A 26,540-nucleotide genomic window follows, 5' to 3' on the forward strand; every position below is an offset into this window, starting at 1 on the left:
CTGAGGGGAAAAGCGTCAGCGGCGCGGTGCGCGCGACGTGAAAAAGCGTTGCAGCAGGCAGAAGAAGAACAGCAGTGCACCGACGACGATGCGCGTCCACCACGAGCTCAGCGTGCCGTCAAAGGAAATCAGCGTCTGGATGATCCCGAGCATCAGCACGCCGAACAGCGTGCCCGCCACATAGCCCACGCCGCCGGTGAGCAGCGTGCCGCCGATCACCACCGCAGCGATGGCGTCGAGCTCGAGGCCCACCGCGTGCAGCCCGTAGCCCGAGAGCATGTAGAAGGTGAAGATCACGCCGGCCAGCGCGGAGCAGAAACCCGAGAGCGTGTAGACACCGATCAAGGTCGAGCGCACCGGCAAGCCCATCAGCATTGCCGAATGCTCGCTGCCGCCGATGGCGTAGACCGCGCGGCCGAACGGCGTGCAGTGCGCAATGAACACCGCCGCCAACACCACCACGATGGCGATCACCGCGCTGATCGAGAGCGAGGCCTCGCCCCAGACCGGAATGCGGATCTGCGACACCTCTGCGTAGAACTCGTTCGTGATGCTGACCGAGTCGATGCTGATGAGGTAGCAGAGCCCGCGCGCGAGGAACATTCCTGCAAGCGTCACGATGAAGGGCTGGAGCCGGAAGCGCTCGATCAAGAGGCCCATGAACGCGCCGAACACCGTTCCCATGAGCAGCACCAGGGGGATCACGATGGCCGGGCTCCAGCCATGCTTTTCGACCAGCGAAGCCGAGACCATGGTAGTGAGCGCGATGACGGAGCCGACCGACAGGTCGATGCCGCCCGACAGGATGACGAAGGTCATGCCCACGGCCACGACGATCAGGAAGGCGTTGTCGATCAGCAGGTTCAGGAATACCTGCGCCGAGAAGAAGCCGTCGTAGAGCACCGAGCCCAACGTGCCCATCAGCACGAACAGCGAGATGGTGGCCGTCAGCGGCAGGTACTTGGGATTGAAGCGCGAACGGCGCGGCGCTGCGGCCGGCGAGGCCACCGCCTCCTGGCCGCTGCGCTGGGGCAGCACGGCGCTCACGAGCGCACCTCGCCCAACGCGGGCCGCCGCACCCAGCCACCCACCGTCGCGCGGAACTCGGGCGACTGCAGCAGCATCACGAGAAACACCACCACCGCCTTCACCACCAGATTGATCTCGGGCGGCACGCCGAGCGAATAGATCGCGTAGGTGAGGGTCTGGATGATCAGGGCCCCGATCACGCTGCCGACCAGGCTGAAGCGCCCGCCCGTGAGTGCAGTGCCGCCCAGCGTGACGGCGAGGATGGCGTCGAGCTCCAGCAGCTGGCCGGCGTTGTTGCCGTCCGCGCTCTTCACGTTGGAGCTGATCAGCAGACCCGCAATGCCGGCGCACATGCCGCAGAACGCGTAGGCGCCGACGACCAGGCGGCGTGCCTGCACGCCTGCGACGCGCGCCGCCGTCGGGTTGATGCCCACCGCCTGGATGAACAGGCCCAGCGCAGTGCGCGTGATCGCGAGATACAGCAGTGCGAACAGTGCCGCCACGATGAACAGCGAGAACGGCAGGCCGAACAGATAGCCACTGCCCAGGAAGAAGAACGGTGCGTAGTAGATCGTGATGATCTGCCCGCCGGTGATGAGTTGCGCGATGCCGCGGCCGGCCACCATGAGGATCAGCGTCGCAATGATCGGCTGCATTCCGACCCTGGCGACCAGCAGGCCGTTCCACAGCCCGCACAGCAGCGCGATGCCGATCGCCGCCAGGATGGCCAGCGGCATCGGAAACCGGCTCGTGTTGGGCGTGACGGCGCCGCCGATCATCCAGGCCGCCAGCGCGGCCGCGATGGCCACCACCGCGCCGACCGAGATGTCGATGCCGCGCGTGGCGATCACCAGCGTCATGCCGAGCGACACCAGCACCAGCGGCGCCGCGCGGTTGAGGATGTCGATCAGGCTGCCGTACAGATGGCCGTCGCGCCATTCGATATGAAGGAAGCTCGCGTTGAACGCGGTGTTGAGCGCCAGCAGCAGCAGCAGCGTGATCAACGGCCAGGCGAGGCGGTGGCGCATGGCCACGGCAAGGAAACTGGAAGAAGACGCTTCAGGCATGGTCGGTCGCAATCATTTCGTACACGTCGTCTTCGCTGCTGCCGCCTGGCAGCTCGCCGACCTTGCGGCGGTCGCGCAGCACCACGATGCGGTGCGCCACCCGCACCACCTCGCTCATTTCGGACGAGATGAAGAGCACCGCCATGCCGGCCTGCGCCAGGCGCAGGATCTGCTCCATGATTTCCTGCTTGGCGGCGACGTCGATGCCGCGGGTGGGCTCGTCGAGGATCAGCAGGCGCGGCTCGGTCGCGAGCCAGCGCGCGATCATGGCTTTTTGCTGGTTGCCGCCCGATAGCAGGCCGATCGGCGTTTCCACGCTGGCGGTCTTGATCCCCAGCGACGCAACGTAGCGCTCGGCCAGTGCGGTCTGCTCCGCGCGCGACAGGAAGCGGCGTGTGCCCAGCCTCGCCTGCAATGCCAGCGCGATGTTTTCGCGCACCGACAGCTCGGCCACGATGCCATCGGTCTTGCGCTCTTCGGGACACAGCGCGAGACCTTCCCGGATCGCATCGGCGGGGTTCGAGAAACTGACCGTGCGGCCATCGATCCTGAGCACGCCGCGGTCGGGCAACTCGAGCCCGAACAACAGCCGTGCAAGCTCGGTGCGGCCGGCGCCGAGCAGCCCGGCCAGGCCCACGATCTCGCCCGCGCGCACACGCAGATCGGTGGCGTTCAGCTGGCCGGCCTGCCCCACGCCCTCGGCCTGCAGCAGCGCGGTGGCGGTTTCGTCGAAGGCCGGCAATGCGGCAGGCCTCGCCGCCTGCGCCGCCAGCTCGCGCCCCAGCATCGCGGCGATCAGGGCCTGCGGCCCGAGCTCGCTGGCACGCCATTCGCCCACCCAGCTGCCGTTGCGCAACACCGTGATGCGATCCGACACCGCATACACCTGGTTCAGGAAGTGGGTGACGAAGACAATCGCGAGGCCCTCGCCGCGCAGCCGGCGTAGCACTTCGAACAGTTTGTTGACTTCGTCGTCGTCGAGGCTCGAAGTGGGCTCGTCAAGGATCAGCACCTTGGACGACACGCCCAGCGCACGCGCAATGGCCACCATCTGCTGCACGGCGACCGAGTAGCTCGACAGCAGCCGCGTCACGTCGATGTCGAGCCCGATGCGCGCGAGCAGCTCGGTCGCGCGACGGTTGACCGCCGACCAGTCGATCCGGAAGCCCTGCGCCACGCCGCAGCGCGGGTAGCGTCCGGCAAACACGTTCTCGGCCACCGAGAGGTTCGGGCACAGGTTGACCTCCTGGTAAACCGTGCTGATGCCCACCTGCTGGGCCTCGAGCGGCGAGGCCGGGTGGATCGCCTTGCCGGACAGTCGCATCTCGCCGCCGCTGGAGGGGAACACGCCCGTCAGCACCTTGATCAGGGTCGACTTGCCCGCGCCGTTCTGGCCCATCAGCGCATGGATCTCGCCCGGATACAGCCGCAGCTGAACGTCGTTCAGCACCCGGTTGCCGGAAAACGACTTGTGGATTCCGGTCAGTTCGAGAACAGGTGCGACGCTGGCGTTCGTCATGCTCACTTGTTCTTGTTGTAGACGTCGATGAACACCGCGGCCAGCAGCACCAGGCCCTTGATCACCTGCTGGTAGTCGATGCCGATGCCGAGGATCGACATGCCGTTGTTCATGACGCCCATGACGAACGCGCCGATGACAGCGCCCATCACCTTGCCGACGCCGCCCGATGCCGAGGCCCCGCCGATGAAGCAGGCGGCAATCACGTCGAGCTCGAAGCCCAGCCCCGCCTTCGGCGTCGCGGTGTTCAGGCGCGCGGCAAACACCAGGCCGGCCAGCGCGGCCAGCACGCCCATGTTGACGAAGGTGAGAAAGGCGAGCCGCTGCGTCTTGATGCCCGACAGGCGGGCCGCCTTCTCATTGCCGCCGAGCGCGTAGATGCGCCGGCCGACGGTGGTGCGGTTGGTGACGAAGTCGTAGGCCACGATCAGCACGCCCATCACGATCAGCACGTTCGGCAGGCCCTTGTACGAGGCCAGCAGGTAGCTCAGGAACAGGATGACGCCCGCGAAGAAGATGTTCTTCACCAGGAAGAACGCGTAGGGCTCCTGCGCCATGCCGTGCTTCGCGAGCTTGGCACGGCCGCGCAACGCAAAGAACAGCATCGCAGCGGCAAGCACCGCGCCCAGCACCACCGATGTCGTGCGCAGTTCTTCACCGCCGAAGACGTCCGGAATGAAGCCCGAGCTGAGGCGCTGGAACGCTTCCGGAAACGGGCCGACCGACTGCCCCGCCAGCAGCGCCAGCGTGAGGCCCTTGAACACCAGCATGCCGGCCAGCGTGACGATGAACGACGGAATGCGGAAGTACGCGACGAACCAGCCCTGCGACGCACCGATGACGCCGCCGGCGACCAGGCACACGAGCGTCGTCGGAACGAAATGCCAGTTGTATTCGACCATCAGCACCGCGGCCAGGGCACCGACAAAGCCGCAGACCGAGCCGACCGAAAGGTCGATGTGGCCTGCCACGATCACCAGCAGCATGCCCAGCGCCATGATCACGATGTAGCTGTTCTGCAGCAGCAGGTTGGTGAGGTTCAGCGGCCGCATCAGCGTGCCGTCCGTCAGCACCTGGAACAGCACCATGATCGCGACCAGCGAGATCAGCATGCCGTACTCGCGCAAATTGCTCTTCAGGAAGCCTGCATTCGCCTCCTTCACTTCACTCGTCATGAACCGAACCCCCTGAATTGACGATCGCGCGCATTATTTTTTCCTGTGAGGCCTCGGCGGCCGTGTACTCGGCGACAAAGCGCCCTTCATTCATGACGTAGATGCGGTCGCACATGCCGAGCAGCTCGGGCATTTCCGACGAGATCATCAGGATGCCCTTGCCCTCGCTCGCCAGCGCGTCGACGATGGTGTAGATCTCGTACTTGGCGCCGACATCGATGCCGCGCGTCGGCTCGTCGAGGATCAGCAGCTCGGGCTTCGCGAACAGCCACTTGCTGAGCACCACCTTCTGCTGGTTGCCGCCCGACAGGTTCACCACATGCTGGTAGATGTCGGAGCACCGGATGTTGAGTGCGCGGCGGTAGTCGGACGCCACCTTGTACTCGAGCCCGTCGTCGATCACCATCGCCTTCGACACCGCTTCGAGATTGGCCAGGCTCACGTTTTTCTTGATGTCTTCGTCGAGCACCAGGCCGCAGCCTTTGCGGTCTTCGGTCACATAGGCGATGCCGTGGTCGATCGCCTTGCGGATCGTGCCCAGATCGACTTCCTTGCCATGCATCAGGGCGGTGCCGCTGATGCGCTGGCCATACGACCGCCCGAACACGCTCATCGCGAACTCGGTACGGCCTGCGCCCATGAGGCCGGCAATGCCGACGATCTCGCCGCGGCGCACGTGGAGGTTCACACCCTTGATCTGTTCGCGGTCGGCGTGCAGTTCATGGTGCACGCGCCAGTCGCGCACCTCGAAGATCGTCTCGCCGATCTGCGGGTGGCGCTGCGGGTAGCGGTGCGCCATGTCGCGCCCGACCATGCCGCGGATGATCCGGTCTTCGCTGATCGGGGTGGTGCGGCAGTCCATCGTCTCGACTGTCCCGCCGTCGCGCAGCACGGTGATGGAATCAGCCACCTTGGCGATCTCGTTGAGCTTGTGCGAGATCAGGATCGAGGCGATGCCCTGCGCCTTGAGTTCGAGCAGCAACGCGAGCAGCGCATCGCTGTCGCTCTCGTTGAGACTCGCGGTCGGCTCGTCGAGGATCAGCAGCTTGACCTCTTTCGAGAGGGCCTTGGCGATCTCCACCAGCTGCTGCTTGCCCACGCCGAGGTTGGTGATGAGCGCGGTCGGCGGCTCCTTCAGGCCCACTTTCGCGAGCAGCTCGCGCGTCTTGGCATACGCGGCGAACCAGTCGATCACGCCGCCGCGCGCTGTTTCGTTGCCGAGGAAGATGTTCTCGGCAATCGACAGCAGCGGCACCAGCGCGAGCTCCTGGTGAATGATGATGATGCCCAGCTTCTCGCTGTCGGCAATGCTCTTGAACCGGCGCGACTCGCCCTCGAAATGGATCTCGCCGGTGTAGGAGTCGGCCGGGTAGACGCCGCTAAGCACTTTCATCAGCGTCGACTTGCCGGCACCGTTCTCCCCGACCACCGCATGGATCTCACCCGCGCGCACTGCGAGGTTGACGTTGTCGAGCGCGTTCACGCCCGGAAACGTCTTGGTGATGCCCCGCATCTCCAGAATCGCGCCGTTCATCGCGTTCAACTACTTGACCTGGCTCTCGGTGTAGTAACCGCTGTCGATCAGCACCGGCTTCCAGTTCGAGATGTCCACGCTGACCGGCTTGAGCAGGTAGGACGGCACGACCTTGACGCCGTTGTTGTAGGTCTTGGTGTCGTTGACCTCGGGGGTCTTGCCCGACAGCATCGCGTCGACCATCGCCACCGTGACCTTTGCCAGTTCACGCGTGTCCTTGAACACGGTAGAGCTCTGCTCCTTGCGCAGGATCGACTTGACCGAAGGCACTTCTGCATCCTGGCCGGAGACGACCGGCATCGGCTGCTTCGGCGAGCCGTAGCCCACGCCCTTGAGCGACGACAGGATACCGATCGACAAGCCGTCATAGGGCGAGAGCACCGCATCGACACGGTCCTTGGTGTAGTAGGCCGACAGCAGGTTGTCCATGCGGGCCTGGGCCACGGCGCCGTCCCAGCGCAGCGTGCCGACCTTCTCCATGCCCATCTGCTTGCTGCGCACCACCAGCTTGCCGCTGTCGATGTAGGGCTTCAGCACCGACAGCGCGCCGTTGTAGAAGAAGAAGGCGTTGTTGTCGTCCGGCGAGCCGCCGAACAGCTCGATGTTGAACGGGCCCTTGCCGCTCTTCAGGTCAAGCGCCTTCTCGATCGACTGCGCCTGCAGCACGCCGACCTGGAAGTTGTCGAACGTGGCGTAGTAGTCGACGTTCTTCGAGCCCTTGATGAGCCGGTCGTAGGCGATGACCTTGACGCCCTTGTCGGCCGCCTTCTGCAGCACGTCCGACAGGGTGGTGCCGTCGATGGCCGCAATCACCAGCACCTTGGAGCCCTTGGTCACCATGTTCTCGATCTGCGCGAGTTGGTTCGGGATGTCGTCGTCGGCGTATTGCAGGTCGGTCTTGTAGCCCTTCTCCTTGAAGTACTTGACCATGTTGGCGCCGTCGGCGATCCAGCGCGCCGACGACTTGGTCGGCATCGAGATCGCGATCGGGCCCTTGTCCTGCGCATTGGCCAACGGCGTGAAGCCCACGATGGCGCAGGCGATACCTGCGAGCGAGGCCTTGAGGAAATTGCGTTTCATGGTGTGATGAGCTCCGTCTTTTGGGTATGGTCTTGTTCAAGGAACACCGCGGAACCGGCTTTGCCGGGCCGCTGGTGTTGCCCCCTGCAAGGGGGTTGGCGAAGCGACACGAAGTGCGCGTAGCCTGGGGGTGTGCTTAGTACTTGCGCTTCGGGAATTCCTTGGCCGCGACTTCCATCGGGAAGATCGTTTCCTCGGTCACGATACGCTTGGGCAGCGCCTTGCCGGCCTTGATGTCTTTCACGGCGCTCATCAGCTGCGGGCCCAGCAGCGGGCTGCATTCCACCGACACGTTGAGCTTGCCGGCGATCATGGCTTCGAAGGCGCCCTTGACGGCGTCGATCGAGATGATCGTGATGTCCTTGGCCGGCTTCATGCCAGCTTCCTCGATGGCCTGGATCGCACCGATCGCCATGTCGTCGTTGTGCGCGAACAGCACGTTGATCTTCTTGCCGTCGGCCTTCAGGAAGGCTTCCATGACTTCCTTGCCCTTGGCGCGCGTGAAGTCACCGGTCTGCGAACGGATGATCTTGAACTTGGGGTCGGCCTTGATGATTTCCTCGAAGCCCTTCTTGCGGTCGATGGCCGGTGCCGAGCCCACGGTGCCCTGCAGCTCGACGATGTTCACTTCGCCTTTCTGGTCCTTCATCTTTTCCACCAGCCAGCGGCCGGCCTTGCGGCCTTCTTCGACGAAGTCGGAGCCCATGAAGGTCACATAGAGCGAGTCGTCCTTCGAGTTGACCGAGCGGTCGGTCAACACCACCGGAATCTTGGCGGCCTTGGCTTCGCGCAGCACGGTGTCCCAGCCGGTTTCGACCACCGGCGAGAACGCGATCACATCGACCTTCTGTGCGATGAAGGAGCGGATGGCCTTGATCTGGTTCTCCTGCTTTTGCTGCGCATCGGAGAACTTGAGTTCGATGCCGGCCTCAGCGGCGGAAGACTTGATCGACTCGGTGTTGGCGGTGCGCCATTCGCTCTCGGCGCCGACCTGGCTGAAGCCGAGGACGATCTTTTTCTGCGCCAGCGCGGTGCCTGGCAGCAGGCTCGCGAGCGACGCGGCCGCGAGTGCGGTGGTGAGGGTACGACGGGTCAATTTCATGGTGTTGTCTCCTGTTGGCGTGATGAAAAACTCTTCGGCCCGGTTTGCTCAGGCCATCATGTACCCGGTCTTGACCGAGGTGTAGAACTCCGCTGCATAGCGGCCCTGCTCGCGCGGCCCGTAGCTCGACCCCTTGCGCCCACCGAACGGCACATGGAAGTCGACCCCCGCGGTCGGCAGATTGACCATCGTCATGCCCACCTTGGCATGGCGCCTGAAATGCGTCGCATGTTTGAGCGAGGTGGTGCAGATGCCCGCGCAAAGACCGAACGGCGTGTCGTTGGCCAGCGCCAGCGCATGCTCGTAGTCGTCGGCCCGCAGCACGCAGGCGATGGGGCCGAAGATCTCTTCGCGCGCGACGCGGTGCGACGGCTTCGCGATGAAGAGCGCCGGGCTCATGAAATAGCCCGCGGTTGCGCGTTGCACCGTCTCGCCACCGAACACGTGCTCCGCGCCTTCGTCGCGGGCGATCTTCAGCCATGCCAGGTTCTGTTCGAGCTGGCCGCGATCGACCACGGGCCCGATGTCCACGCCGTGTTCCAGCGCATGGCCGACGCGCAAGGCCGCAAGACGGTGGCGCACGCGCACCACGAAGGCGTCGTGCACGGACGCCTGGACGATCAGCCGGCTTGACGCCGTGCAGCGCTGGCCGGTCGAGAAGTAGGCGCCCTGAACAGCACAGTCGACCGCCCGGTCGAGGTCTGCATCCTCGAGCACCACCAGCGGGTTCTTGCCACCCATCTCGAGCTGCACCTTGGCACGCCGCGCGGCAGCGGCATGCAGGATGCGCTCGCCGGTGGCAACCGAGCCGGTGAAGCTCAGCGCATCGACCAGCGGGCTGTCGACGATGGTTTGCCCGACCTCGCGGCCGCTGCCCATCACGAGGTTGAAGGTGCCGGCCGGCAATGCGGCGCGGCTGATGATGTCGGCCAGCGCCCAGCCACAGGCCGGCACCAGCTCGGCGGGCTTGAACACCACGCTGTTGCCGTAGGCCAGTGCAGGCGCGATCTTCCACGCGGGAATGGCCAGCGGAAAATTCCATGGCGCAATGAGCCCGACCACGCCGACCGGCTCGCGCGTGATGTCGACCTGCACGCCGGGGCGCACCGAGGGCAGCGTCTCGCCGCCGGCGCGCAAGGCTTCACCGGCGAAGAACTTGAAGATGTGCCCCGCGCGCGCAGCCTCGCCGATGGCTTCGGGCAGGGTTTTCCCTTCCTCTCTCGCCAGCAGCAGGCCCAGTTCATCCTTGCGCGCCAGGATCTCGCTGCCGATCTGGTCGAGCACGTCGGCACGCCGCTGCGGCGTCGTCTGGCTCCACTGCGGGAAGGCGTCGGCGGCGGCACGGATCGCGAGTTCGGTCTGGCTTCGATCGGCGCGCGCGTATTCGGCGACCACTTCGCTGGTGTCCGACGGGTTGCCGCTCAAGCCTGCGGTGACGCCGGTCTCCCAACGGCCATTGATGTAATGGCGGGCGTGTTGTGTGAGGTCACTGCGTTTCAAAGTGGCGCGAGTGTAAGAATCGCGCTCATATCTTTCCAATCAAGATTTGGATTGAATCAATGCCAGAAACAGCATTCAGGTAAACCCCATGACGAACTACACGCACTGGTTCATCCGTGCGCGACTCAAGACCCGCCAGCTGCTGTTGCTGGTGGCGCTGGCCGAGGAAGGCAACATCCATCGTGCCGCGCAGGTGCTCAACATGACGCAGCCGGCCGCATCGAAATTGCTGAAGGACCTCGAGGACGTGCTGGAGGTCTCGCTGTTCGACCGCCTGCCGCGCGGCATGCGGCCCACCTGGTATGGCGAGACCATGATCCGGCATGCCCGCGTCGCACTGGCAAGCCTCAACCAGGCGCACGACGAACTGACGGCATTGAAGGCCGGGCGCTTCGGCCAGGTGAACATCGGCGCCATCACCTCCCCCGGACTCGCGCTGCTGCCCGGCGCGGTGGCCGAGGTCAAGCGCGACCAGCCGACCTTGCGCGTCTCGCTCGAGATCGAAACCAGCCCGGTGCTGCTGGAGCGCCTGGAGCAAGGCAAGCTCGACATCCTGGTGGCGCGGCTGTTCGCGGAGCACGACAAATCGAAGCTGCGCTATGAAGCGCTGACCGAAGAGCCCGTGTGCGCGGTGGTGCGGCCCGGCCACCCGCTGCTTGGCATGACCGGGCTGACGCTGCGCGACGTGGTGTCGGCCGGCTGGATCGTGCCGCCCGCAGGCAGCGTGCTGCGGCATCGCTTCGAACTCATGTACCAGGAAGAAGGCCTGGCGCCACCGCTCAACGTGATCGAGAGCGCCGCGTTGCTCTTCATCACGCGCATGCTGCAGCAGAGTGACATGATCGCGGTGCTGGCCACGGAGGTGGGGCGCTACTACGCCGCGCACGGCATCGCGGCCGTGCTGCCGCTCGCCATGCCCTGCCACATGGACGCCTTCGGCATCATCACGCGAACCGACCGGCTGCTCTCGCCGGCGGCGAAGATCATGCTGAAGGCACTCAAGGATGAGAGCCTGAAGGTCTACGGTCGACGCCTGGATCCCGACTGAACCACGCCTGCACCCAACGGAGTTGCGATTGAACACATCACTGCTGCCCGTGCCCGTCGTCTCGGGCTCCCCTCAATGCATCTGGGCTGCGGAGGCGACCCTGGGCGAAGGCACCCTGTGGTCGGCGCGCGAGCAGGCGCTCTACTGGGTCGACATCCTTTCCTGCCGGCTGCACCGGTTCCGCCCTTCGGACGCAGCGCGCACGAGCTGGCAGTTCGACGAGGAGATCTCGGCTGTGGCCGAGCGGGCCACAGCGCCGGGGTTGATCGTCACGCTGCGGCGCGGCTTTGCACTGTTCGACCCGGCCGAGCCGGCACCCACACCGCGCTACCTGCACCAGCCGGAGCCGACGCTGCCGGGCAACCGCTTCAACGATGGCAAGTGCGATGCGGCGGGCCGCTTCTGGGGCGGCACGATGGACTTCGCCTGTGAAGCGCCCACCGGCGCGCTCTACCGCTACGACGCCGATGGCCGCTGCACGCAGCACGAACATGGCTTCGCCGTGACCAACGGGCCCACCTGGTCGGCGAACGGCGCCACGATGTACTTCAACGACACGGTGACGGCGCGCGTGTTTGCCTACGACTTCGATGCGGCCGCGGGCACGCTGTCGAACAAGCGCCAATGGTTGCGCTTTGCCAAGGACGATGGCTTTCCGGATGGCATGACCACCGATGCCGCAGGCCGGCTCTGGATCGCCCATTGGGGTGCTGCATGTGTGAGCTGCCACGACCCGGTGACGGCGGCCGAACTCTGCCGCGTGCGCCTGCCGACGCGGCACATCACCAACTGCGCTTTCGGCGGCGAAGACCTGCGCACGCTGTTCATCACCAGCGCCGCGAGCGGGTTGACGCCGGAACAGCGCGCGGCCGAGCCGCTGGCGGGCGGGCTGTTCGCGGTGCGGGTCGATGGCGGCGGCGTGCCGGCCGGTCGCTTCGCCGGGTAGCCGGGCCGGCCAGCGCCTCAGGCCACGCCGAACCGGTGCAGCGTCGTGCTGCGGAACACTTCGCCCGGCCGCAGGAGGGTCGACGGAAACCCGTTCTGGTTCGGCGAATCCGGAAAGTGCTGGGTTTCCAGGCACAGGCCATCGCCCTGCCGCCAGGCAAGGCCCGCCGTGCCGACGAGGTTGCCTTCCAGGAAATTGCCCGAGTAGAACTGCACGCCCGGCTCGGTGGTGTGGATTTCCAGCACGCGGCCCGTTGCCTCGTGCGCCAGCCGCGCCGCCAGCGCCAGGCCATCGCCACCAGGGCTGCTGCGGTCGAGCACCCAGTTGTGGTCGTAGCCGCGCGCGCGCAGCAACTGCGTGTGCCCTTCACGGATGCGCGCACCGATCAGCGTCGCGGTGCGGAAGTCGAAGGGCGTTCCCGCCACGTCTTCGATGCCGGTCGGGATCAGCGTCGCATCGACGGGCGTGTAGCGGCTGGCCGGGATGGTGAGCCGGTGGCCGAGCACCGATCCGCTGCCCGCCAGGTTGAAATAGTCGTGGTGGCTCAGATTGACGGCCGTCGCCTGGTCGCACACGGCGTGGTAGTCGATGCGCCATTCGTTGGCGGCGGCGCTTAGGGTGTAGCGCACGGTGGCCTGGAGCTCGCCGGGGTAGCCCTCTTCGCCATCGGCGCTCGTGTAGCGCAGTTCCAGTGCGACATCGCCGGTGGCGTCGTCGCGCGAGGGGGTCAACGCCCACCAGCGCGCGCCGAAACCCTTCAAGCCGCCGTGCAGCGAGTTGGGGCCGTCGTTCACGGTGAGCTGGTGCGACGCGCCGTCGAGCACCAGGCGCCCACCCGCAATGCGATTGGCATAGCGCCCCACGATCGTCCCGAAATGCGGATTGCGCGTGACGTAGTCGTCGAGCGAGGGCAGGTTCAGCACCACGTTGTCGCTGCGGCCGTCACGATCGGGCACATGCAGCGCCGTGACGATGCCGCCGTAGTTGATGGCGGCCAGGCGCAGGCCGCGGCCGTTGTCGAGCGTGTATTCGGTGACCTCGCGGCCGTCGGGCATGCGGCCGTAGGCGCGTTCGGTGATGCGCGTCATTCGACCGTCACCGACTTGGCCAGGTTGCGCGGCTTGTCCACGTCGGTGCCGCGTGCGCAGGCCGTGTGATAGGCCAGCAGCTGCAGCGGCACCACATGCAGCAGCGGGCTCAGTGCGCCGTAGTGCTCGGGCATGCGGATCACGTGCAGGCCTTCGCCGCCGACGATCTTCGTGTCGCCGTCGGCCAGCACATACAGCACACCGCCGCGGGCACGCACCTCCTGCAGGTTGCTCTTGAGCTTTTCGAGCAGGGCGTCGTTGGGCGCCACCGTGACCACCGGCATCTCGCTCGTCACCAGCGCCAGCGGGCCGTGCTTGAGTTCGCCGGCGGCGTAGGCCTCGGCGTGGATGTAGGTCACTTCCTTGAGCTTGAGCGCGCCTTCGAGCGCGATCGGGTAGTGCAGGCCGCGGCCGAGGAACAGCGCGTTCTCCTTGCGCGCAAAGTCTTCCGACCAGCTGATGATCTGCGGCTCCAGCGCCAGCACCGACTGCAGCGCGACCGGCAGGTGGCGCATCTCCTTCAGGTAGCGCGCTTCGTCTTCGTCGCTGAGCCGCCCCTTGGCCTGGGCCAGCGCCAGGGTCAGCAGGAACAGGCCGGCGAGCTGCGTCGTGAACGCCTTGGTCGACGCCACGCCGATCTCGACGCCGGCGCGCGTGATGTAGGCCAGCTTGCACTCGCGCACCATCGCGCTGGTGGCGACATTGCAGATGGTCAGCGTCTGTTCCATGCCGAGGCTGCGTGCGTGCTTGAGCGCAGCCAGCGTGTCGGCGGTTTCGCCCGATTGCGTGATGGTCACGACCAGCGTCTTCGGATCCGGCACCGAGTCGCGGTAGCGGTATTCGCTCGCGATCTCGACCTGGGTCGGGATCTTCGCGATGCCTTCGAGCCAGTACTTGGCGGTGCAGCCGCTGTAGTAGCTGGTGCCGCAGGCCAGGATCAGCACCTTGTCGATCTCGCTGAACACACGGTGCGCGCTGGCGCCCACCGCGCCGTTGTCGCCGACGCCGTCGAACAGTTCCGGCGCAATGCCGACCACGCCTTCGAGCGTGTCGGCGATGGCGCGCGGCTGCTCGAAGATCTCCTTTTGCATGTAGTGGCGGTAGGGGCCAAGTTCGGCCGCGCCGCTGTGCGCCTGCACCGTGCGCACGGGGCGCTGCGCGGTGGACAGGGCCTTGTGCGCGCGGTCGACGATCCAGTACTTGCCGGGCTGCAGGTCGACCACGTCGCCCTCTTCGAGGTAGACGATCTGGTCGGTCACGCCGGCCAGCGCCATCGCGTCGCTGGCGAGGAAGTTCTCGCTGCCATCCTGGCCCACGCCGAGGATCAGTGGCGAACCGGCGCGCGCGCCGACGACGCGATGCGGCTCGTCGCGGCAGATCACGGCGATGGCATAGGCGCCGTGCAGTTGCAGCACCGCGGCCTTGACGGCCTCGAACAGGTCGCCGTCGTAGAGGCTGTCGATCAGGTGCGCGATGACCTCGGTGTCGGTCTGGCTCTGGAACACATAGCCCCTGGCCTGCAACGCGGCGCGCAGCGGCTCGTGGTTTTCGATGATGCCGTTGTGCACCAGCGCCACGCGCGCCGGCCTGGCGCTGTCGACGCCCTCGCCCGTGCCGTGGCTGAAATGCGGGTGCGCGTTGTGCACCACCGGCGCACCGTGCGTGGCCCAACGCGTGTGGGCGATGCCGGTCAGGCCTTCGACATGGTCTTCGGCCACCTGCGTCAGCAAGTCGGCCACGCGCGAAGTGGTGCGGGCGCGGGTCAGGCCGCCGGCGTGAACCGCCACGCCGCAGGAGTCATAGCCCCGGTATTCGAGCCGCTGCAGGCCCTGGACCAGAACCGGAACGATGTTGCGATGGGATGCCGCGCCGACGATGCCGCACATGGATGCTGCCTTGATGAGTTGTCTGAGGGGGAGATGGTAGGCAGCTTGCCGAAAACAATGCTTCCGACTTTTCGCCGTTCATGGAATTAAATTTCTTAATTCGTTGATGATGGATTTTTATTCCATAATTCATACGAATATGGAATCAATATCGCTCGACGCCATCGACCTTCGCCTGCTCGATGCATTGCAGCGCGACGCTTCGCAGACCAACCAGCAGCTCGCGGCGGATGTCCATATCTCCCCGCCGACCTGCCTGCGGCGCGTGCAGCGGCTGCGCACGGCGGGCCTGATCGAGCGCCAGGTGGCCCTGCTTTCACCCGACAGGCTGGCCCCGTTGCTGGGCCACGGCCTGCAGGCCGTGGTCGAGATCGCGCTGGACCGGCAGGACGTCGCCGCGCTGGACGCTTTCGAGGCCCGTGTGATCGCCGACGACGCGGTGCAGCAGTGCTACCGCGTCTCGCCCGGCCCCGACTTCGTGCTGATCGTGGCCGCGCGCGACATGCCGGGCTACCTGGCGCTGGCGCAGCGGCTGTTCACGGCCGACGCCAACGTGCGCAACGTCAAGGCCTTCTTCAGCCTGAAGCGCTCGAAGTTCGAACCCAGGGTGCCGCTGGCGCCCGACTGACAAAAGCTATTTGCGGGGCCGCACCCAGTCGGCAAAGCTCACTTGCCGGCCGCGTGCGACGGTCAGCACGCCGGGTGCGGTCGATTTCGTCACGGTCGAGCCGCCGCCCACGGTGCCGCCCGCGCCGATGGTGACGGGCGCCACCAGCACGCAGTTGCTGCCCACGTGCACGTCGTCGCCGATGATGGTGCGATGCTTGTTGGCGCCGTCGTAGTTGGCGGTGATGCTGCCGGCGCCGTAGTTCACGCGTGCGCCCACCGTGGCGTCGCCGATGTAGGCAAGGTGGTTCGCCTTGGCGCCCTCGGCCAGGGTGGAATTCTTGATCTCGACGAAATTGCCGATGTGCACTTCGGCGCCGAGCCGGGCGCCGGGCCGCAGCCGGGCAAACGGGCCGATGCGCGAGCCGGCGCCGACCGTCACGCCGGCCTGCTCGCCGTCGATGTGCGTGAAGGGATGGATCACCGCGCCGGTCTCGATGCGCGCATTGGCGATCACGCAATTGGCGCCGACCGTGACACCGGCACCCAGCGACACCGCGCCTTCGAACACGCAGTTGACGTCGATCTCGACATCCGATTCGCAGGCCAGCGTGCCACGCACGTCGATGCGCGCCGGATCGGCCAGCCGCACACCCTGCGCCATCAGCGCGTCGGCCTGGCGGCGCTGCCAGGCGCGCTCGAGCGCGGCGAGCTGGGCCGGGTCGTTCACGCCGGTGACCTGCAGGCGGTCGTCGGTGCGGTGCGCCACCACGGGCACGCCGTCGACGGTGGCAAGCCGCACGATGTCGGTCAGATAGAACTCGCCCTGGGCGTTGCGGCTGTCGAGCCGCGCCAGCCAGGGCTTGAGCAGGCGCGCCGGCACCGCCATCACGCCGCTGTAGACCTCCTTGACCGCCCGCTGTGCCTCGTTCGCGTCCTTCTGCTCGACGATCGCCTGTACCGCGTCGCCTTCGCGCAGGATGCGGCCATAGCCGGTGGGGTCGTCGAAATCGATGGTCAGCAGCGCCAGGCGTCGGCCGGCGCTCGCCGCGATCAAGGCCCGCAAGGTGTCTTCGCGGATCAGCGGCACATCGCCCGAGAGCACCACCACGATGCCATCGTCGGGCAGCAGCGGCGCGGCCTGCTGCACGGCGTGGCCGGTGCCGAGCTGCGGTATCTGACGCGCGAAACGCGGCGCGCACGGCGCATCGGCCAGCGCGGCCTCGACCTCGTTGGCGCCATGACCGGTCACCACCACCACGTGCCGGGCGTTCAGCCGGGCCGCGGTATCGAGCACATGCAGCACCAGCGCACGGCCGGCCAAACGGTGCAACACTTTGGGCCAGCTGCTCTTCATGCGCGTGCCCTTGCCGGCCGCCATGACGACGATGTCGACCGGCCCCTGGTTGTCTTGCGGAATCTGTGTCATGCGTCTTGTTTCCCGAATGCGTTGTGGCTGCGCGAAGCAGTCGCGAATTATCGGCGTGCTGCTGCTGGCCTCCTTGCTGGCCGCGTGCAGCGCCGTCAAGCTGGCCTACAACAACCTGCCGGAACTGAGCTACTGGTGGCTCGACGGGTATGTCGACTTCGACGGTGCCCAGACTCCCCGCATGCGCGACGAGCTCGCGCAGTTGCTGGACTGGCACCGCCGCAACGAACTGCCGAAGGTCACGCGCCTGCTGCAGAAGGCCGAGGCGCTGGCGACCGACGACATCACGCCGGCCCAGGTGTGCGAAGTCGGCGACGAGATCCGCGCCCGCCTGCTGGCGGTGGCCGAGCGCGCCGAGGCGGCCGGCGCCGAACTCGCGCTGAGCCTCAGCGACGCGCAGCTGCAGCAGCTCGAGCGCAAGTACGTCAAGGTCAACGCCGACTACCGCAAGGACTGGCTCGCGCGGAGCGAGGCCAGGCAGCAGGACAAGCGCTACGACCAGTTTCTGGAGCGCAACGAGGACTTCTACGGCACGCTCGACAGGCCGCAGCGCGAGCTGCTGCGGCAGCAGGTGGCGCAGTCGGCGTTCAGTGCGCAGCGCGTCGACGCCGAGCGCCGCAACCGCCAGCAGGAGGCGCTGGCGCTGTTGCGCGGATTCCGGGCCAACCAGACCCCGCCGGCAGAAGTGCGAGCCGCGCTGCACGCGTACGTCCTGCGCATCGCCGACCCGCCACCCGGGCCCTGGCGCACCTACCAGCAGGCCATGCTGCAGGAGGGTTGCCGCAACGTCGCGACGCTTCACAACGGCACATCGGCCGCGCAGCGCGAGCGTGCGGTGCGGCGGCTGCAGGCGTACCAGACCGACGTGCGGGAACTTGCCTCGGCGCAGTGACGGCGTGGCACGGCGCTTGCGGCGCTTGATTACACTGCCCTCGCCGCAACGTTGCGACCCCGCCAACCACCCTCCAACCGATGAACATCTCGCTCTGCACGCTCTTCGAGGGCAACTACCACTACGGCGTGGCCGCGTTGGCGAATTCGCTGGTGGCCTCGGGCTACCAGGGTGAACTCTGGGTCGGCTACCGCGGGCCGTTGCCGCGCTGGGTACTCGACGCGCCGGGCTTCGACCCGCAAGTCGGCCACTTCCAGGCGAGTCCCTCGCTGGTGTTGCGCTTCGTGGTGCTCGACACGCCACTGCACTTCACCTACTACAAGCCCACTTTCATCGCCGACCTGCTGGCGCAGAACCCGCAGCTCGACACGGTGGCCTACATCGACCCCGATATCGTCGTCAAATGCGACTGGCCGGCGCTGGCCGGCTGGTTCCTCGACGGCGGCGTCGCGCTGTGCGAAGACGTCAACTTCCGCTTTCCCGCGCGCCATCCCAAGCGCCTGCTGTGGCGCGAGCACTTCGCGCCGCATGGCTTCGTCGAACGGCGTCCGCTGGACCGGTATTTCAATGCCGGCTTCATTGGCATCCCGCGCAGCAGCATCGGTTTTCTCGACCTGTGGCGTCGCGTCTGCGAGGTGGTGGTGGCCTACAACGGACCCAAACTCATCAAGGTGGGGGGCGGTGCGGCGCTGTTCAATTCGACCGATCAGGATGCGATGAACTTCGCGCTGACCGCCTGCGACGACAAGCTCAACACGGTTGGCGCCGACGGCATGGACTTCATGCCCGGCGGCTACTACCTGTCGCATGCCATCGGCCCGGCGAAACCCTGGCACGGCGGCCACATCCGGCGCGCGCTGCGGGGCTTTCCGCCCTCGCTACCGGCGAAGGCTTACTTTGCGTACGCCAACCACCCGATCAGGGTCTTTTCGGACAACGAACTGGCTCGCCGGAAGCTCACCATGCAGATCGCCGGTGCGATCGGCCGGGTGTACCGCCGCACCTAGTCAGCCGGCGCCCTCGACCGCCGGCGGGGGCGGTGGTGCGGCCGCACGGAACTGCGGCAGCGCCACAACCAGCAGCAGATACTGGTAGCCGAAATTGGCGAACGCGGTCGCCAGGTTGAACAGCAGCACCGCACGCAGGTCGGCCGCACCGAACAGCCACAGGTACAGCGCCTGAACCGCCAGCACCAGCGGAATGCTGAAGCTCTGGTTGGCCGTGGTGCCGCGTACCGTCAGGGTACGAAATGCCATGCCGGCGGCGTTGTTCAGCATCGAGGCCATGAACACGATCCACACGTAGGCCGCCATGGTGCTGTATTGCTTGCCGAGCAGCAGGATCCAGTATTGCGGCAGCCATACGGCGCTTGCCAGCACGAGCGCCATGCAAAGCAGGTACAGCAGGTGCACGCGCACCATCGTCGTGGCCAGGCGCGGGCCGGTCGGCGCCCGCGCGATGGCGGGAAACAGCAACACGTTGGTCATGCGGTCCAGCACCATCAGCACCATCGCGAGCCGCCCGAACGCACCGACTTCGGCCAGCATGTTCGCCGTGCCGAACAGCGACACCAGCAACACGGTGACGACGCCCTGCACCTGGTAGAAGACGGCCGGCAGCACCAGTGGCCTGGCAATGCGCAGCACCTGGGCGTCGACGCGCTTTGCGTCGCCCGCATCGAGCCGCGTTTCCGCGATTCCGTGCGTTGTCAGCGCCTGGCGGTACAGCAGCACGCTGACGATGCCCGCGGCCGCCGTCGCGGCCACGATGCCGGTGACCGAATAGGCTGTGATCGGCAACAGCAGCACGAGGCCGACCAACCCCAGCCGCACCGCGGTCGTCTTGAGCCCGATCTTGTTGAGCGTCGGCACGTGGCCGAGGATCAGCAGCACGGCGTTGGCATAGTGTTCGCGCAAGGTGGTCAACACGATCACCACGAACAGCGCCGCCGCGATCCAGTAAGCCGCCCCGCCCCAGCCGTGCTCGCGGGTCGTGTAGTGGAGGTAGGGCGCCACGACCAGCACGCCTGCGCCGAGCAATGCCCAGCGCCAATGGAACACGCGCTGGCATGCGCCGACCACCCAGGGCACTTCGCGCGCCCGCTGGCCCACCACGGGCAGGGTGCAATGGGCAATGCCAAGGTCGGTGACGCCCAGCAGCAGGGTCATGCACGCCAGCAGGAAGGTGTATTGGGCGTACTGGTCTTTGGGCAAGACATTGACGATCAGCAGGCCGGCCAACCCGCCGGCGATGACGCCCAGGGTCTCGACGCCGCCAACCGCCGCGACCCGGCGCACAAGGGCAAGAACAGTCATTTAGATCAGTGGAGTCGGCCGTGGCAGATGGATCGGCGCGGCATGGTCATCGAGTTTCACCCCGAGGACTATAGGGCCGCGACCGGGCCTTTTTGACATTTCCGCAACTGAACCGACCTGCACTACACGACCCTGGGGCGGGATCACGCCGACGGCGTGCTCTGCTCCGCGAATGTCCCCCGGGCTTCGCCCTCCTCCTTTATTTCGCTGCGCAGAGCACGCCGTCGACGCGATCCGTCAGAGCAGTGGTTGATCGACGAACACGACGCAGCGGCACTCGTGCCGAGGGCATCGGGTGCCTCCCGCAGCGAAATAAAGGAGGAGGCCGCAGGCCGGGGGACATTCGCGGAGGGAGGTACCCGATGTCCTCGGCACGCGCCCCGAATGCAAGCAGCATCAGAACGCCCCGTGGAACTACGATATGCCAGGCTGAGTCGCCACCCAGCCCCGGCAGTTGGCTCAGGCAACGTCCCAGGTGTACGTGGCGCCGTAGCCGTCCCACGGCTCCATCACGATGCGGTCACCGGCCACCACGGCCAGCGACTCACCGGGCGCCAGCACCAGGTCTTCGCTGGCGTGACGGGCGTTGGCGTCGCGCGTGACCCAGACCCGGCCTTGCCGGATCCGCAGCACGCTGGCTTGAGTGGCCTTGAGGCTCGTGGCCTGGCCGGCGGAAAGTTGCCACGCACCTCGACGTGCCGCCGCCGGAATGGCGGCCGGACGGACGGGCAGCGACAGGGACGAGGACGCGGTGCAAACGGCGGTGGACATGATGGACTCCTGAGGTTTCCTTAAATCGCATAAGCACGATTCAGGAATGAATGATCGGCGCTGGCCCGTTGGCAGTCCAATGAAAACGCGGTAGGCTACTGATTCCGTTTCCGCATCAATCACCGTGCAGCATTCCCAGACCCACCTGCGTTCCCGGCCGATTGCGGCCGGTCATCTGCGCGCCTTCGAGGCGGTGGCGCGGCATCTCAACTTCCGGGCGGCCGCCGAAGAGATGGCGCTCACGCAATCGGCCGTGAGCCGCCAGATCCAGTCACTCGAGGAAGAAGTCGGCGTGCCGCTGTTCCTGCGCCACACCCGGGCGGTCGAGCTCACCAGCGCCGGCGCGCAACTGCTGCTGGCGGTGCAACAGTCGCTGCCGCGCATCGACGGCGCGGTGCGGCAGATCCGCCAGAGCGCGGGCCGCAAGAGCGTGTCGCTCACCACCTTTGCCTCGTTCGCCTCGATGTGGCTGATCCCCCGGCTCGAAGCATTTCAGCGCGACAACCCCGACATCGACATCCGCATCGACGCCAGCGACGTGGCGATGGATCTGGAAATGGCCGATGTCGACATCGCGCTGCGCTACGGCCCGCCCGAGGCGATGCCGGCCGGCGCAGTGCGCCTGTTCGGCGAAACCTTGACGCCGGTGGCCAGCCCCTGGCTCATCAAGGGCAGCCCCCCGATCCGCAAGCCGGCCGACATGGTGAACTTCACGCTGATCGAGGCCGGCGACGCGCACCGTACGCACCTCGAATGGCTGACCTGGCGGCGCTGGTTCGAGGTCACAGGGCAAAGCCGGGCGCAGCCGCCGCGCTGGCTGTACTTCAACTACGCCTACCAGATGGTGCAGGCCGCGCTGACCGGCCAGGGCCTGGTGCTGGCGCGCAGTTCACTGATCGCCGAGAGCCTGGCCAACGGCGACCTGGTCGAGGTGCTGCCGCAGCACCGCCTGGATTCCCCGATGGCCTACTGGCTGCTGATCGGCCCGCGCAACGCGCTGCGGCCCGAAATCAAGGCGTTCTGTGAGTGGCTGGAGGCGCAGGCCGCCACCACGCGCGAGACGATCGGCGAGGTGCCGGACCCGGACACCGTCGACCACATGGACTGACTTTCTAGCCTATCGGCCAGACCACGCCGTTGTCGTTGAGGATCGCATCCAGCGGCACGTCGTGCCCTTCAGGCTCGAAATCGTCGAGAAAGCCCTGCGTGAAGCCCAGCCCCACGGTGAAGGGCTTCGGCTGCAGCGTCGCCAGCGTACGGTCGTAGAAGCCGCCGCCGTAGCCGAGCCGGTAGCCCCCTGCGCTGTAGCCCAGGCAAGGCACGAACAGCAGCGTCGGCACGATCAGTTCGGTGTCCTTGGGTTTCGGGATGTCGTAGGCGTCGTGCTCCATCGGGCAGCCCGGGTACCAGCTGTGAAACGTGAGCGTCTTGTGCTCGCGGTTGACCACCGGCAAGCCGATCCGGCGGCGGTGCGGCTCTTCGAGCAGTTCGCCGTCTTCCTTCCAGCGATGCAGCGCCGGCAACGGGTCGAACTCGCCCTTGATCGGCCAGTAGGCGCCGATCACCGTGTCGGGCCGTCCGACCAGCCAGATCCGCATCACGCGCTGCAACAGATCGGAGCGTTGCTGCCGGTCGGGCAGCGCCTGGCGCTGCTCGATCAGCGCGGCGCGCAGTTGGCCCTTGAGAAAACTGGCGGTGGCCGAGGTGTCGGCACCCTTTGACTTGTCCATAATCCCCCGATGCAGTTTCGAAGCATTTTGGCACCCCGGCGCTCCCTCCTCTCCATTCTTGTGCTGGCGGTCGCCACCATGCTGCAGCCAGCCTGCGCACAGAACCGCAACGACGACGTCCTGCTGCAGATGAAGCAGGCCTTCCAGCGTGGCGACAAGGCGCGCCTGACCGCGCTGCTCCCGCAGGCCCGCGGCCATGCACTCGAGCCCTGGGCCGCGTACTGGGAACTGAAGGCCCGCTTGCAGGAAGCCAGCGCGCAGGAGGTGCAGGATTTCCTCGGCCGCTACGCCGGCACCTACCAGGAAGACCGCCTGCGCAACGACTGGCTGCTGCTGCTCGGCCAGCGCCGCGACTGGGACGGCTTTGCGAGCCTGCATCCGGCCTACCGCATGGGTGACGACGCCCAGGTGCGCTGCTATGCAGTGCTGGTCGACATGCTGCGCACCGGCAATCCCGGCGCAGCCCATGCCGACGAGGTGCGGCGCAACTGGTTCGCGCAGCGTGACAACGACGACGGCTGCATGACCGCGGCCGACCGCCTGGTGTCGGCCCGCATGCTTTCGCCCAACGACGTCTGGAAGAAGGCCCGCCTCGCGATCGAGGCGAATCGGCCGCAGGCCGCACGTGGCGCCGTGACCATCGCCGCGCCGGACGCGGTGGCGCTGTTCGACGAAGTCAATGCCAGCGCGCCCAAATTTCTGCTCGGCCGCGCCTTCGTGGCCGCCAAGTCGCGCAAGGAACTGGTGGTGCTGGCGCTCATCAAGATCGCCATCGCCGACCCCGAGCAGGCCGCCACCCAGCTCGACAGCAAGTGGGGGCCGATGCTCTCGCCGGAGGAGCGCAACTGGGTCTGGGGCGTCATTGGCCGGCAAGCGGCCGGCAAGCTGTCCCCGCAGGCGATGGGCTACTACGCCAACGTCACGAAGAACAGCGACCTGTCGGACGACATGCTCGGCTGGAAAGCCCGCGCCGCCCTGCGCGCCGGCGACTGGAAAGAGGTGCAGGCCGCCACCGGCGCGATGAGCGCCGAGGGCAAGCAGGATCCGACCTGGGTCTACTGGCGCGCCCGCTCGCTGCAGGTCGCCGGCGGCGACGAGCGCAAGGCCGAGGCGCGTCGCCTGTTCGAAAGCATCGCCGGCACGCGCGGCTTCTACGAGTTGCTGGCCCTCGAAGAACTGGGCCAGCGTGCAACGATGCCGACCCGGCCCGCACCGCTGACCGCCGAGGAAAAAGACGGTGCCCGCAACAACCTCGGGCTCAACCGCGCCCTCTACGCCATCGCGATCGGCCTGCGCCCCGAAGGCACGCGCGAGTGGAACTACGCCACCAACCTGCACGACAAGGGCGGCATGGACGACCGAGGCCTGCTGGCCGCGGCCGACTTCGCCTGCCAGCGCGAGGTGTGGGATCGCTGCATCAACACAAGCGAGCGCACCAAGGGCGTGATCGACCCCGAACAGCGCTTCCCGATGCCCTACCACGACGCGGTGCTGCGCAAGAGCCAGGACATCGGGCTCGACCCGGCCTACGTCTACGGGCTGATCCGGCAGGAAAGCCGCTTCATCATGGACGCGCGCTCCGGCGTCGGCGCCTCCGGCCTGATGCAGGTGATGCCCGCCACCGCCAAATGGACCGCCAACAAGATCGGCATGGCCGGCTTCACGTCGAACCAGATCAACGACCGCGACACCAACATCACCATCGGCACCAGCTACCTCAAGCTGGCGCTCGACGACTTCGACGGCTCCATGCCGCTGGCCGCGGCGGCCTACAACGCCGGCCCGGGCCGCCCGCGCAACTGGCGCAACGGGCCGGTGGTCGAGGCCGCGATCTGGGCCGAGAACGTGCCGTTCACCGAAACGCGCGACTACGTGAAAAAAGTGCTGGCCAACACCACCAACTACGCGGCCATCATCACCGGCCAGCCGCAGTCGCTGAAGGCACGGCTCGGCATGATCGGGCCGCGCGATGCGCGCATTCCGGAAGTCAACAAAGACCTGCCCTGAGCTGAGTTGCCGAGCGCGCAATGGCCTCTGCCTGGGACACGATCACCGACACCGTTGCGGCCGAGTTCTCGGACGTCACGGATCTTGCGCAACTCACCCGCATCGGCGTGCGGCTCACGCTGGCCGCGCTGCTCGGCTTCGTGCTCGGTTTCGAGCGCGAGCAGCAGGGCAAGGCGGCGGGCGTGCGCACCCACATGCTGGTGGCGATCGGCTCCGCGATGTTCGTGCTGGTTCCGCAGCAGACCGGCATCGTGCCGGCCGACATGAGTCGTGTGATCCAGGGGCTGATCGCCGGCGTCGGCTTCCTGTGCGCCGGCACCATCCTCAAGCAGGGCAAGGACGAGCAGCAGGTGCAGGGGCTCACCACCGCGGCCGGCCTGTGGATGACGGCCGCCATCGGCATGGCCTGCGGGCTCGGCCGTGAATCGACGGCCGCACTCAGCACGCTGCTGGCGCTGGCGGTGCTGGCCCTCGTGCCGCGGCTGGTCAGCCTGATCGAACGCGCGCTCGGCCAGCCGGCCGACAAGCGCTGACGCACCACGCCGCATCAATTCCCCGCGTTTTTGGCATCAACGCCGACAGTCCGGGCCGCTAGCATCGCTGGCTCTGCAATCGAAAAGGATGATGGGAAATGCGCAAGCTCTACGTGGCCAACAAGAACTATTCGTCGTGGTCGATGCGGCCCTGGGTGCTGATGAAGCAGGCCGGCATCGAATTCGAGGAAGTCATGGTGCCCTTCGGAGAGGATGCGTTTTCACCCGGCTCCCAGTTCAAGCGCACCATTGGCGCGCTGAACCCGAACGGCCTCGTGCCCGTGCTGGTGGACGACGGCCTCATCGTCTGGGACACGCTGGCCATTGCCGAATACCTGGCTGAAACCTGCCCCGACGCGCAGCTCTGGCCGGCCGACCGCGCGCAACGCGCCCGGGCGCGCAGCATCTGCGCGGAGATGCATGCGGGTTTTGGCGCGCTCCGTTCGGCTTGCATCATGAACATCGAGGCCGACCTTGCAACCCAGGGCGCGCTGATCTGGCGCGACAACGCGGCCGTGCGTGCCGACGTCGCCCGCATCGTTTCGATGTGGAGCGAACTGCTCGCCGACCACGCCGCCAGCCATGCCGACGGCATGCTGTTCGGCCGCTTCAGCGTGGCCGACGCCTATTACGCGCCGGTGGTGATGCGGCTCACGCGCTATGCGCTGCCAGTGCCGGCCGAGGTGGCGGCCTACCTGAAGCGCGTCGAGGCGCTGCCGGGCGTCAAGGCCTGGGTCGACGACGCGCTGGCCGAGCGCGACTTCCTGGATTTCGAGGAACCGTACCGCCTGGGCCGCTGACTCAAGCCGCTGAGCTACTCAGGGACGTACTTGTTGCCTGCAGCCTTGTAGCGCTCGATCGCGCGCTTCAGGTCGGTGTGCTCTTCGCAGGGAAAAAAACAGGCCTTGTCGAGCGCGGCCAGCCGCTCCTCGGCCTTCTGCAGATCGCCGGTCATCAGGTACAGCTCGCCCGAATACTCGAGCGCGCCGCGGTGTTTAGGGTCGATGCGCAGGGCCAGGTTGTAGTAGCGCTCGGCCGCCGCGTAGTCGGGCGTGGCGGACTTGCGCAGGCTGTAGCCCATCAGGTTGTTCCAGTCGGCGCTGCTCACGTCGTTGATGTTCTTCAGCTCCTGGATGGCCCCGCTCCAGTTGCGCTGTGCGATCTGGGCCTTGACCGGGGCAAGCTTGTCGGTGCCGGGCGCCGCTGGCGTCTCGGCGGCAAAGCCGGGCTGATGCAGCGCCAGCGCGACCAATGCGGCCATCGCCGCGTGCGGGAGTTTCATG

Annotated in this window: 24 protein-coding genes; 9 read left to right on the forward strand and 15 right to left on the reverse strand. The window is 66.7% G+C overall.

The features are described from left to right. Positions 1-15: 15 nt before the first annotated feature. The 8 genes from yjfF to QTI05_RS04720 form a co-directional block, all read right to left on the reverse strand. The gene (yjfF, locus tag QTI05_RS04685; protein ID WP_444812865.1) at positions 16-1,047 is read right to left on the reverse strand and encodes a galactofuranose ABC transporter, permease protein YjfF; all 1,032 of its coding nucleotides are present in this window, start codon (positions 1,045-1,047) and stop codon (positions 16-18) included. Further along, positions 1,044-2,096, reverse strand: coding sequence for an ABC transporter permease (locus QTI05_RS04690; protein WP_286541783.1), 1,053 nt, complete (start codon positions 2,094-2,096; stop codon positions 1,044-1,046). The genes yjfF and QTI05_RS04690 overlap by 4 nt, the downstream gene beginning before the upstream one ends. After that, positions 2,089-3,615: a sugar ABC transporter ATP-binding protein gene (locus QTI05_RS04695; RefSeq protein WP_286541782.1), complete on the reverse strand. Its 1,527-nt coding sequence runs from the start codon at positions 3,613-3,615 to the stop codon at positions 2,089-2,091. Before QTI05_RS04695 ends, QTI05_RS04690 begins: the two co-directional genes overlap by 8 nt. A 2-nt stretch (positions 3,616-3,617) precedes the next feature. Continuing rightward, a complete protein-coding gene (gene mmsB / locus QTI05_RS04700; RefSeq protein ID WP_286541781.1) occupies positions 3,618-4,790 on the reverse strand; it encodes a multiple monosaccharide ABC transporter permease in 1,173 nt (390 codons plus the stop codon). Then, a complete protein-coding gene (gene mmsA, locus QTI05_RS04705; RefSeq protein WP_286541780.1) occupies positions 4,780-6,324 on the reverse strand; it encodes a multiple monosaccharide ABC transporter ATP-binding protein in 1,545 nt (514 codons plus the stop codon). The genes mmsB and mmsA overlap by 11 nt, the downstream gene beginning before the upstream one ends. Positions 6,325-6,333: 9 nt before the next feature. Continuing rightward, positions 6,334-7,404: a multiple monosaccharide ABC transporter substrate-binding protein gene (chvE, locus tag QTI05_RS04710; protein WP_286541779.1), complete on the reverse strand. Its 1,071-nt coding sequence runs from the start codon at positions 7,402-7,404 to the stop codon at positions 6,334-6,336. 136 nt (positions 7,405-7,540) lie between these two features. Beyond that, positions 7,541-8,506: an ABC transporter substrate-binding protein gene (locus QTI05_RS04715; protein ID WP_286623100.1), complete on the reverse strand. Its 966-nt coding sequence runs from the start codon at positions 8,504-8,506 to the stop codon at positions 7,541-7,543. A gap of 48 nt (positions 8,507-8,554) precedes the next feature. Continuing rightward, positions 8,555-10,006: an aldehyde dehydrogenase family protein gene (locus QTI05_RS04720; RefSeq protein ID WP_286623102.1), complete on the reverse strand. Its 1,452-nt coding sequence runs from the start codon at positions 10,004-10,006 to the stop codon at positions 8,555-8,557. A gap of 88 nt (positions 10,007-10,094) precedes the next feature. On the opposite strand from QTI05_RS04720, the gene QTI05_RS04725 reads away from it, so the two are divergent. Both QTI05_RS04725 and QTI05_RS04730 read left to right on the forward strand, forming a co-directional pair. Further along, on the forward strand, positions 10,095-11,054 hold the full coding sequence (locus QTI05_RS04725; RefSeq protein ID WP_286623103.1) for a LysR family transcriptional regulator: 960 nt from the start codon (positions 10,095-10,097) through the stop codon (positions 11,052-11,054). A gap of 28 nt (positions 11,055-11,082) precedes the next feature. Next, complete coding sequence (locus tag QTI05_RS04730; protein ID WP_286623105.1) at positions 11,083-12,000, forward strand: SMP-30/gluconolactonase/LRE family protein; 918 nt, start codon at positions 11,083-11,085, stop codon at positions 11,998-12,000. 17 nt (positions 12,001-12,017) lie between these two features. Here QTI05_RS04730 and QTI05_RS04735 read toward each other — a convergent pair whose 3' ends face one another. Further along, positions 12,018-13,088, reverse strand: coding sequence for an aldose epimerase family protein (locus QTI05_RS04735; RefSeq protein ID WP_286541774.1), 1,071 nt, complete (start codon positions 13,086-13,088; stop codon positions 12,018-12,020). Next, positions 13,085-14,974, reverse strand: coding sequence for a glutamine--fructose-6-phosphate transaminase (isomerizing) (gene glmS, locus QTI05_RS04740; protein ID WP_286623107.1), 1,890 nt, complete (start codon positions 14,972-14,974; stop codon positions 13,085-13,087). The genes QTI05_RS04735 and glmS overlap by 4 nt, the downstream gene beginning before the upstream one ends. 139 nt (positions 14,975-15,113) lie before the next feature. Between glmS and QTI05_RS04745 the strand changes: the two genes are divergently transcribed. Continuing rightward, the gene (locus QTI05_RS04745) at positions 15,114-15,602 is read left to right on the forward strand and encodes an Lrp/AsnC family transcriptional regulator (RefSeq protein ID WP_286623108.1); all 489 of its coding nucleotides are present in this window, start codon (positions 15,114-15,116) and stop codon (positions 15,600-15,602) included. A gap of 6 nt (positions 15,603-15,608) precedes the next feature. Here the strand turns inward: QTI05_RS04745 and glmU are convergent, their stop codons facing one another. Beyond that, the gene (gene glmU / locus QTI05_RS04750; RefSeq protein ID WP_286623110.1) at positions 15,609-17,009 is read right to left on the reverse strand and encodes a bifunctional UDP-N-acetylglucosamine diphosphorylase/glucosamine-1-phosphate N-acetyltransferase GlmU; all 1,401 of its coding nucleotides are present in this window, start codon (positions 17,007-17,009) and stop codon (positions 15,609-15,611) included. On the opposite strand from glmU, the gene QTI05_RS04755 reads away from it, so the two are divergent. Together QTI05_RS04755 and QTI05_RS04760 are read left to right on the forward strand one after the other, a co-directional pair. Then, on the forward strand, positions 17,008-17,901 hold the full coding sequence (locus QTI05_RS04755; RefSeq protein WP_286623112.1) for a DUF6279 family lipoprotein: 894 nt from the start codon (positions 17,008-17,010) through the stop codon (positions 17,899-17,901). The genes glmU and QTI05_RS04755 overlap by 2 nt on opposite strands. Before the next feature lie 80 nt (positions 17,902-17,981). Beyond that, positions 17,982-18,908: a glycosyltransferase family protein gene (locus QTI05_RS04760; RefSeq protein WP_286623113.1), complete on the forward strand. Its 927-nt coding sequence runs from the start codon at positions 17,982-17,984 to the stop codon at positions 18,906-18,908. On the opposite strand, the gene QTI05_RS04765 is transcribed toward QTI05_RS04760, so the two are convergent. Both QTI05_RS04765 and QTI05_RS04770 read right to left on the reverse strand, forming a co-directional pair. Continuing rightward, positions 18,909-20,216, reverse strand: a complete 1,308-nt coding sequence (locus QTI05_RS04765) for a hypothetical protein (RefSeq protein WP_286623115.1) — start codon at positions 20,214-20,216, stop codon at positions 18,909-18,911. It lies immediately after the preceding gene. 459 nt (positions 20,217-20,675) lie between these two features. Further along, positions 20,676-20,987: a DUF2917 domain-containing protein gene (locus tag QTI05_RS04770; protein WP_286623116.1), complete on the reverse strand. Its 312-nt coding sequence runs from the start codon at positions 20,985-20,987 to the stop codon at positions 20,676-20,678. Positions 20,988-21,111: 124 nt separating this feature from the next. On the opposite strand from QTI05_RS04770, the gene QTI05_RS04775 reads away from it, so the two are divergent. After that, the gene (locus QTI05_RS04775; protein WP_286623118.1) at positions 21,112-22,095 is read left to right on the forward strand and encodes a LysR substrate-binding domain-containing protein; all 984 of its coding nucleotides are present in this window, start codon (positions 21,112-21,114) and stop codon (positions 22,093-22,095) included. Between the two features lie 4 nt (positions 22,096-22,099). Here QTI05_RS04775 and QTI05_RS04780 read toward each other — a convergent pair whose 3' ends face one another. Continuing rightward, on the reverse strand, positions 22,100-22,717 hold the full coding sequence (locus QTI05_RS04780) for a 5-formyltetrahydrofolate cyclo-ligase (protein WP_286541765.1): 618 nt from the start codon (positions 22,715-22,717) through the stop codon (positions 22,100-22,102). 9 nt (positions 22,718-22,726) lie between these two features. Here QTI05_RS04780 and QTI05_RS04785 point away from each other — a divergent pair, with 9 nt between their 5' ends. The 3 genes from QTI05_RS04785 to QTI05_RS04795 all read left to right on the forward strand — a co-directional run bounded on the left by QTI05_RS04785 (position 22,727) and on the right by QTI05_RS04795 (position 26,057). Next, the gene (locus QTI05_RS04785; protein WP_286623120.1) at positions 22,727-24,724 is read left to right on the forward strand and encodes a lytic transglycosylase domain-containing protein; all 1,998 of its coding nucleotides are present in this window, start codon (positions 22,727-22,729) and stop codon (positions 24,722-24,724) included. A gap of 20 nt (positions 24,725-24,744) precedes the next feature. Further along, on the forward strand, positions 24,745-25,257 hold the full coding sequence (locus QTI05_RS04790) for an MgtC/SapB family protein (RefSeq protein ID WP_286541763.1): 513 nt from the start codon (positions 24,745-24,747) through the stop codon (positions 25,255-25,257). Positions 25,258-25,355: 98 nt separating this feature from the next. Further along, on the forward strand, positions 25,356-26,057 hold the full coding sequence (locus tag QTI05_RS04795; protein ID WP_286623121.1) for a glutathione S-transferase family protein: 702 nt from the start codon (positions 25,356-25,358) through the stop codon (positions 26,055-26,057). Between the two features lie 14 nt (positions 26,058-26,071). Here QTI05_RS04795 and QTI05_RS04800 read toward each other — a convergent pair whose 3' ends face one another. Continuing rightward, entirely contained in the window at positions 26,072-26,539 is a 468-nt protein-coding gene (locus QTI05_RS04800) for a tetratricopeptide repeat protein (RefSeq protein WP_286623122.1), read from the reverse strand. Position 26,540: the final 1 nt, after the last annotated feature.

The sequence above is a fragment of the Variovorax fucosicus genome (genome assembly GCF_030316825.1).
GTDB classification, from domain to species: domain Bacteria; phylum Pseudomonadota; class Gammaproteobacteria; order Burkholderiales; family Burkholderiaceae_C; genus Variovorax; species Variovorax fucosicus.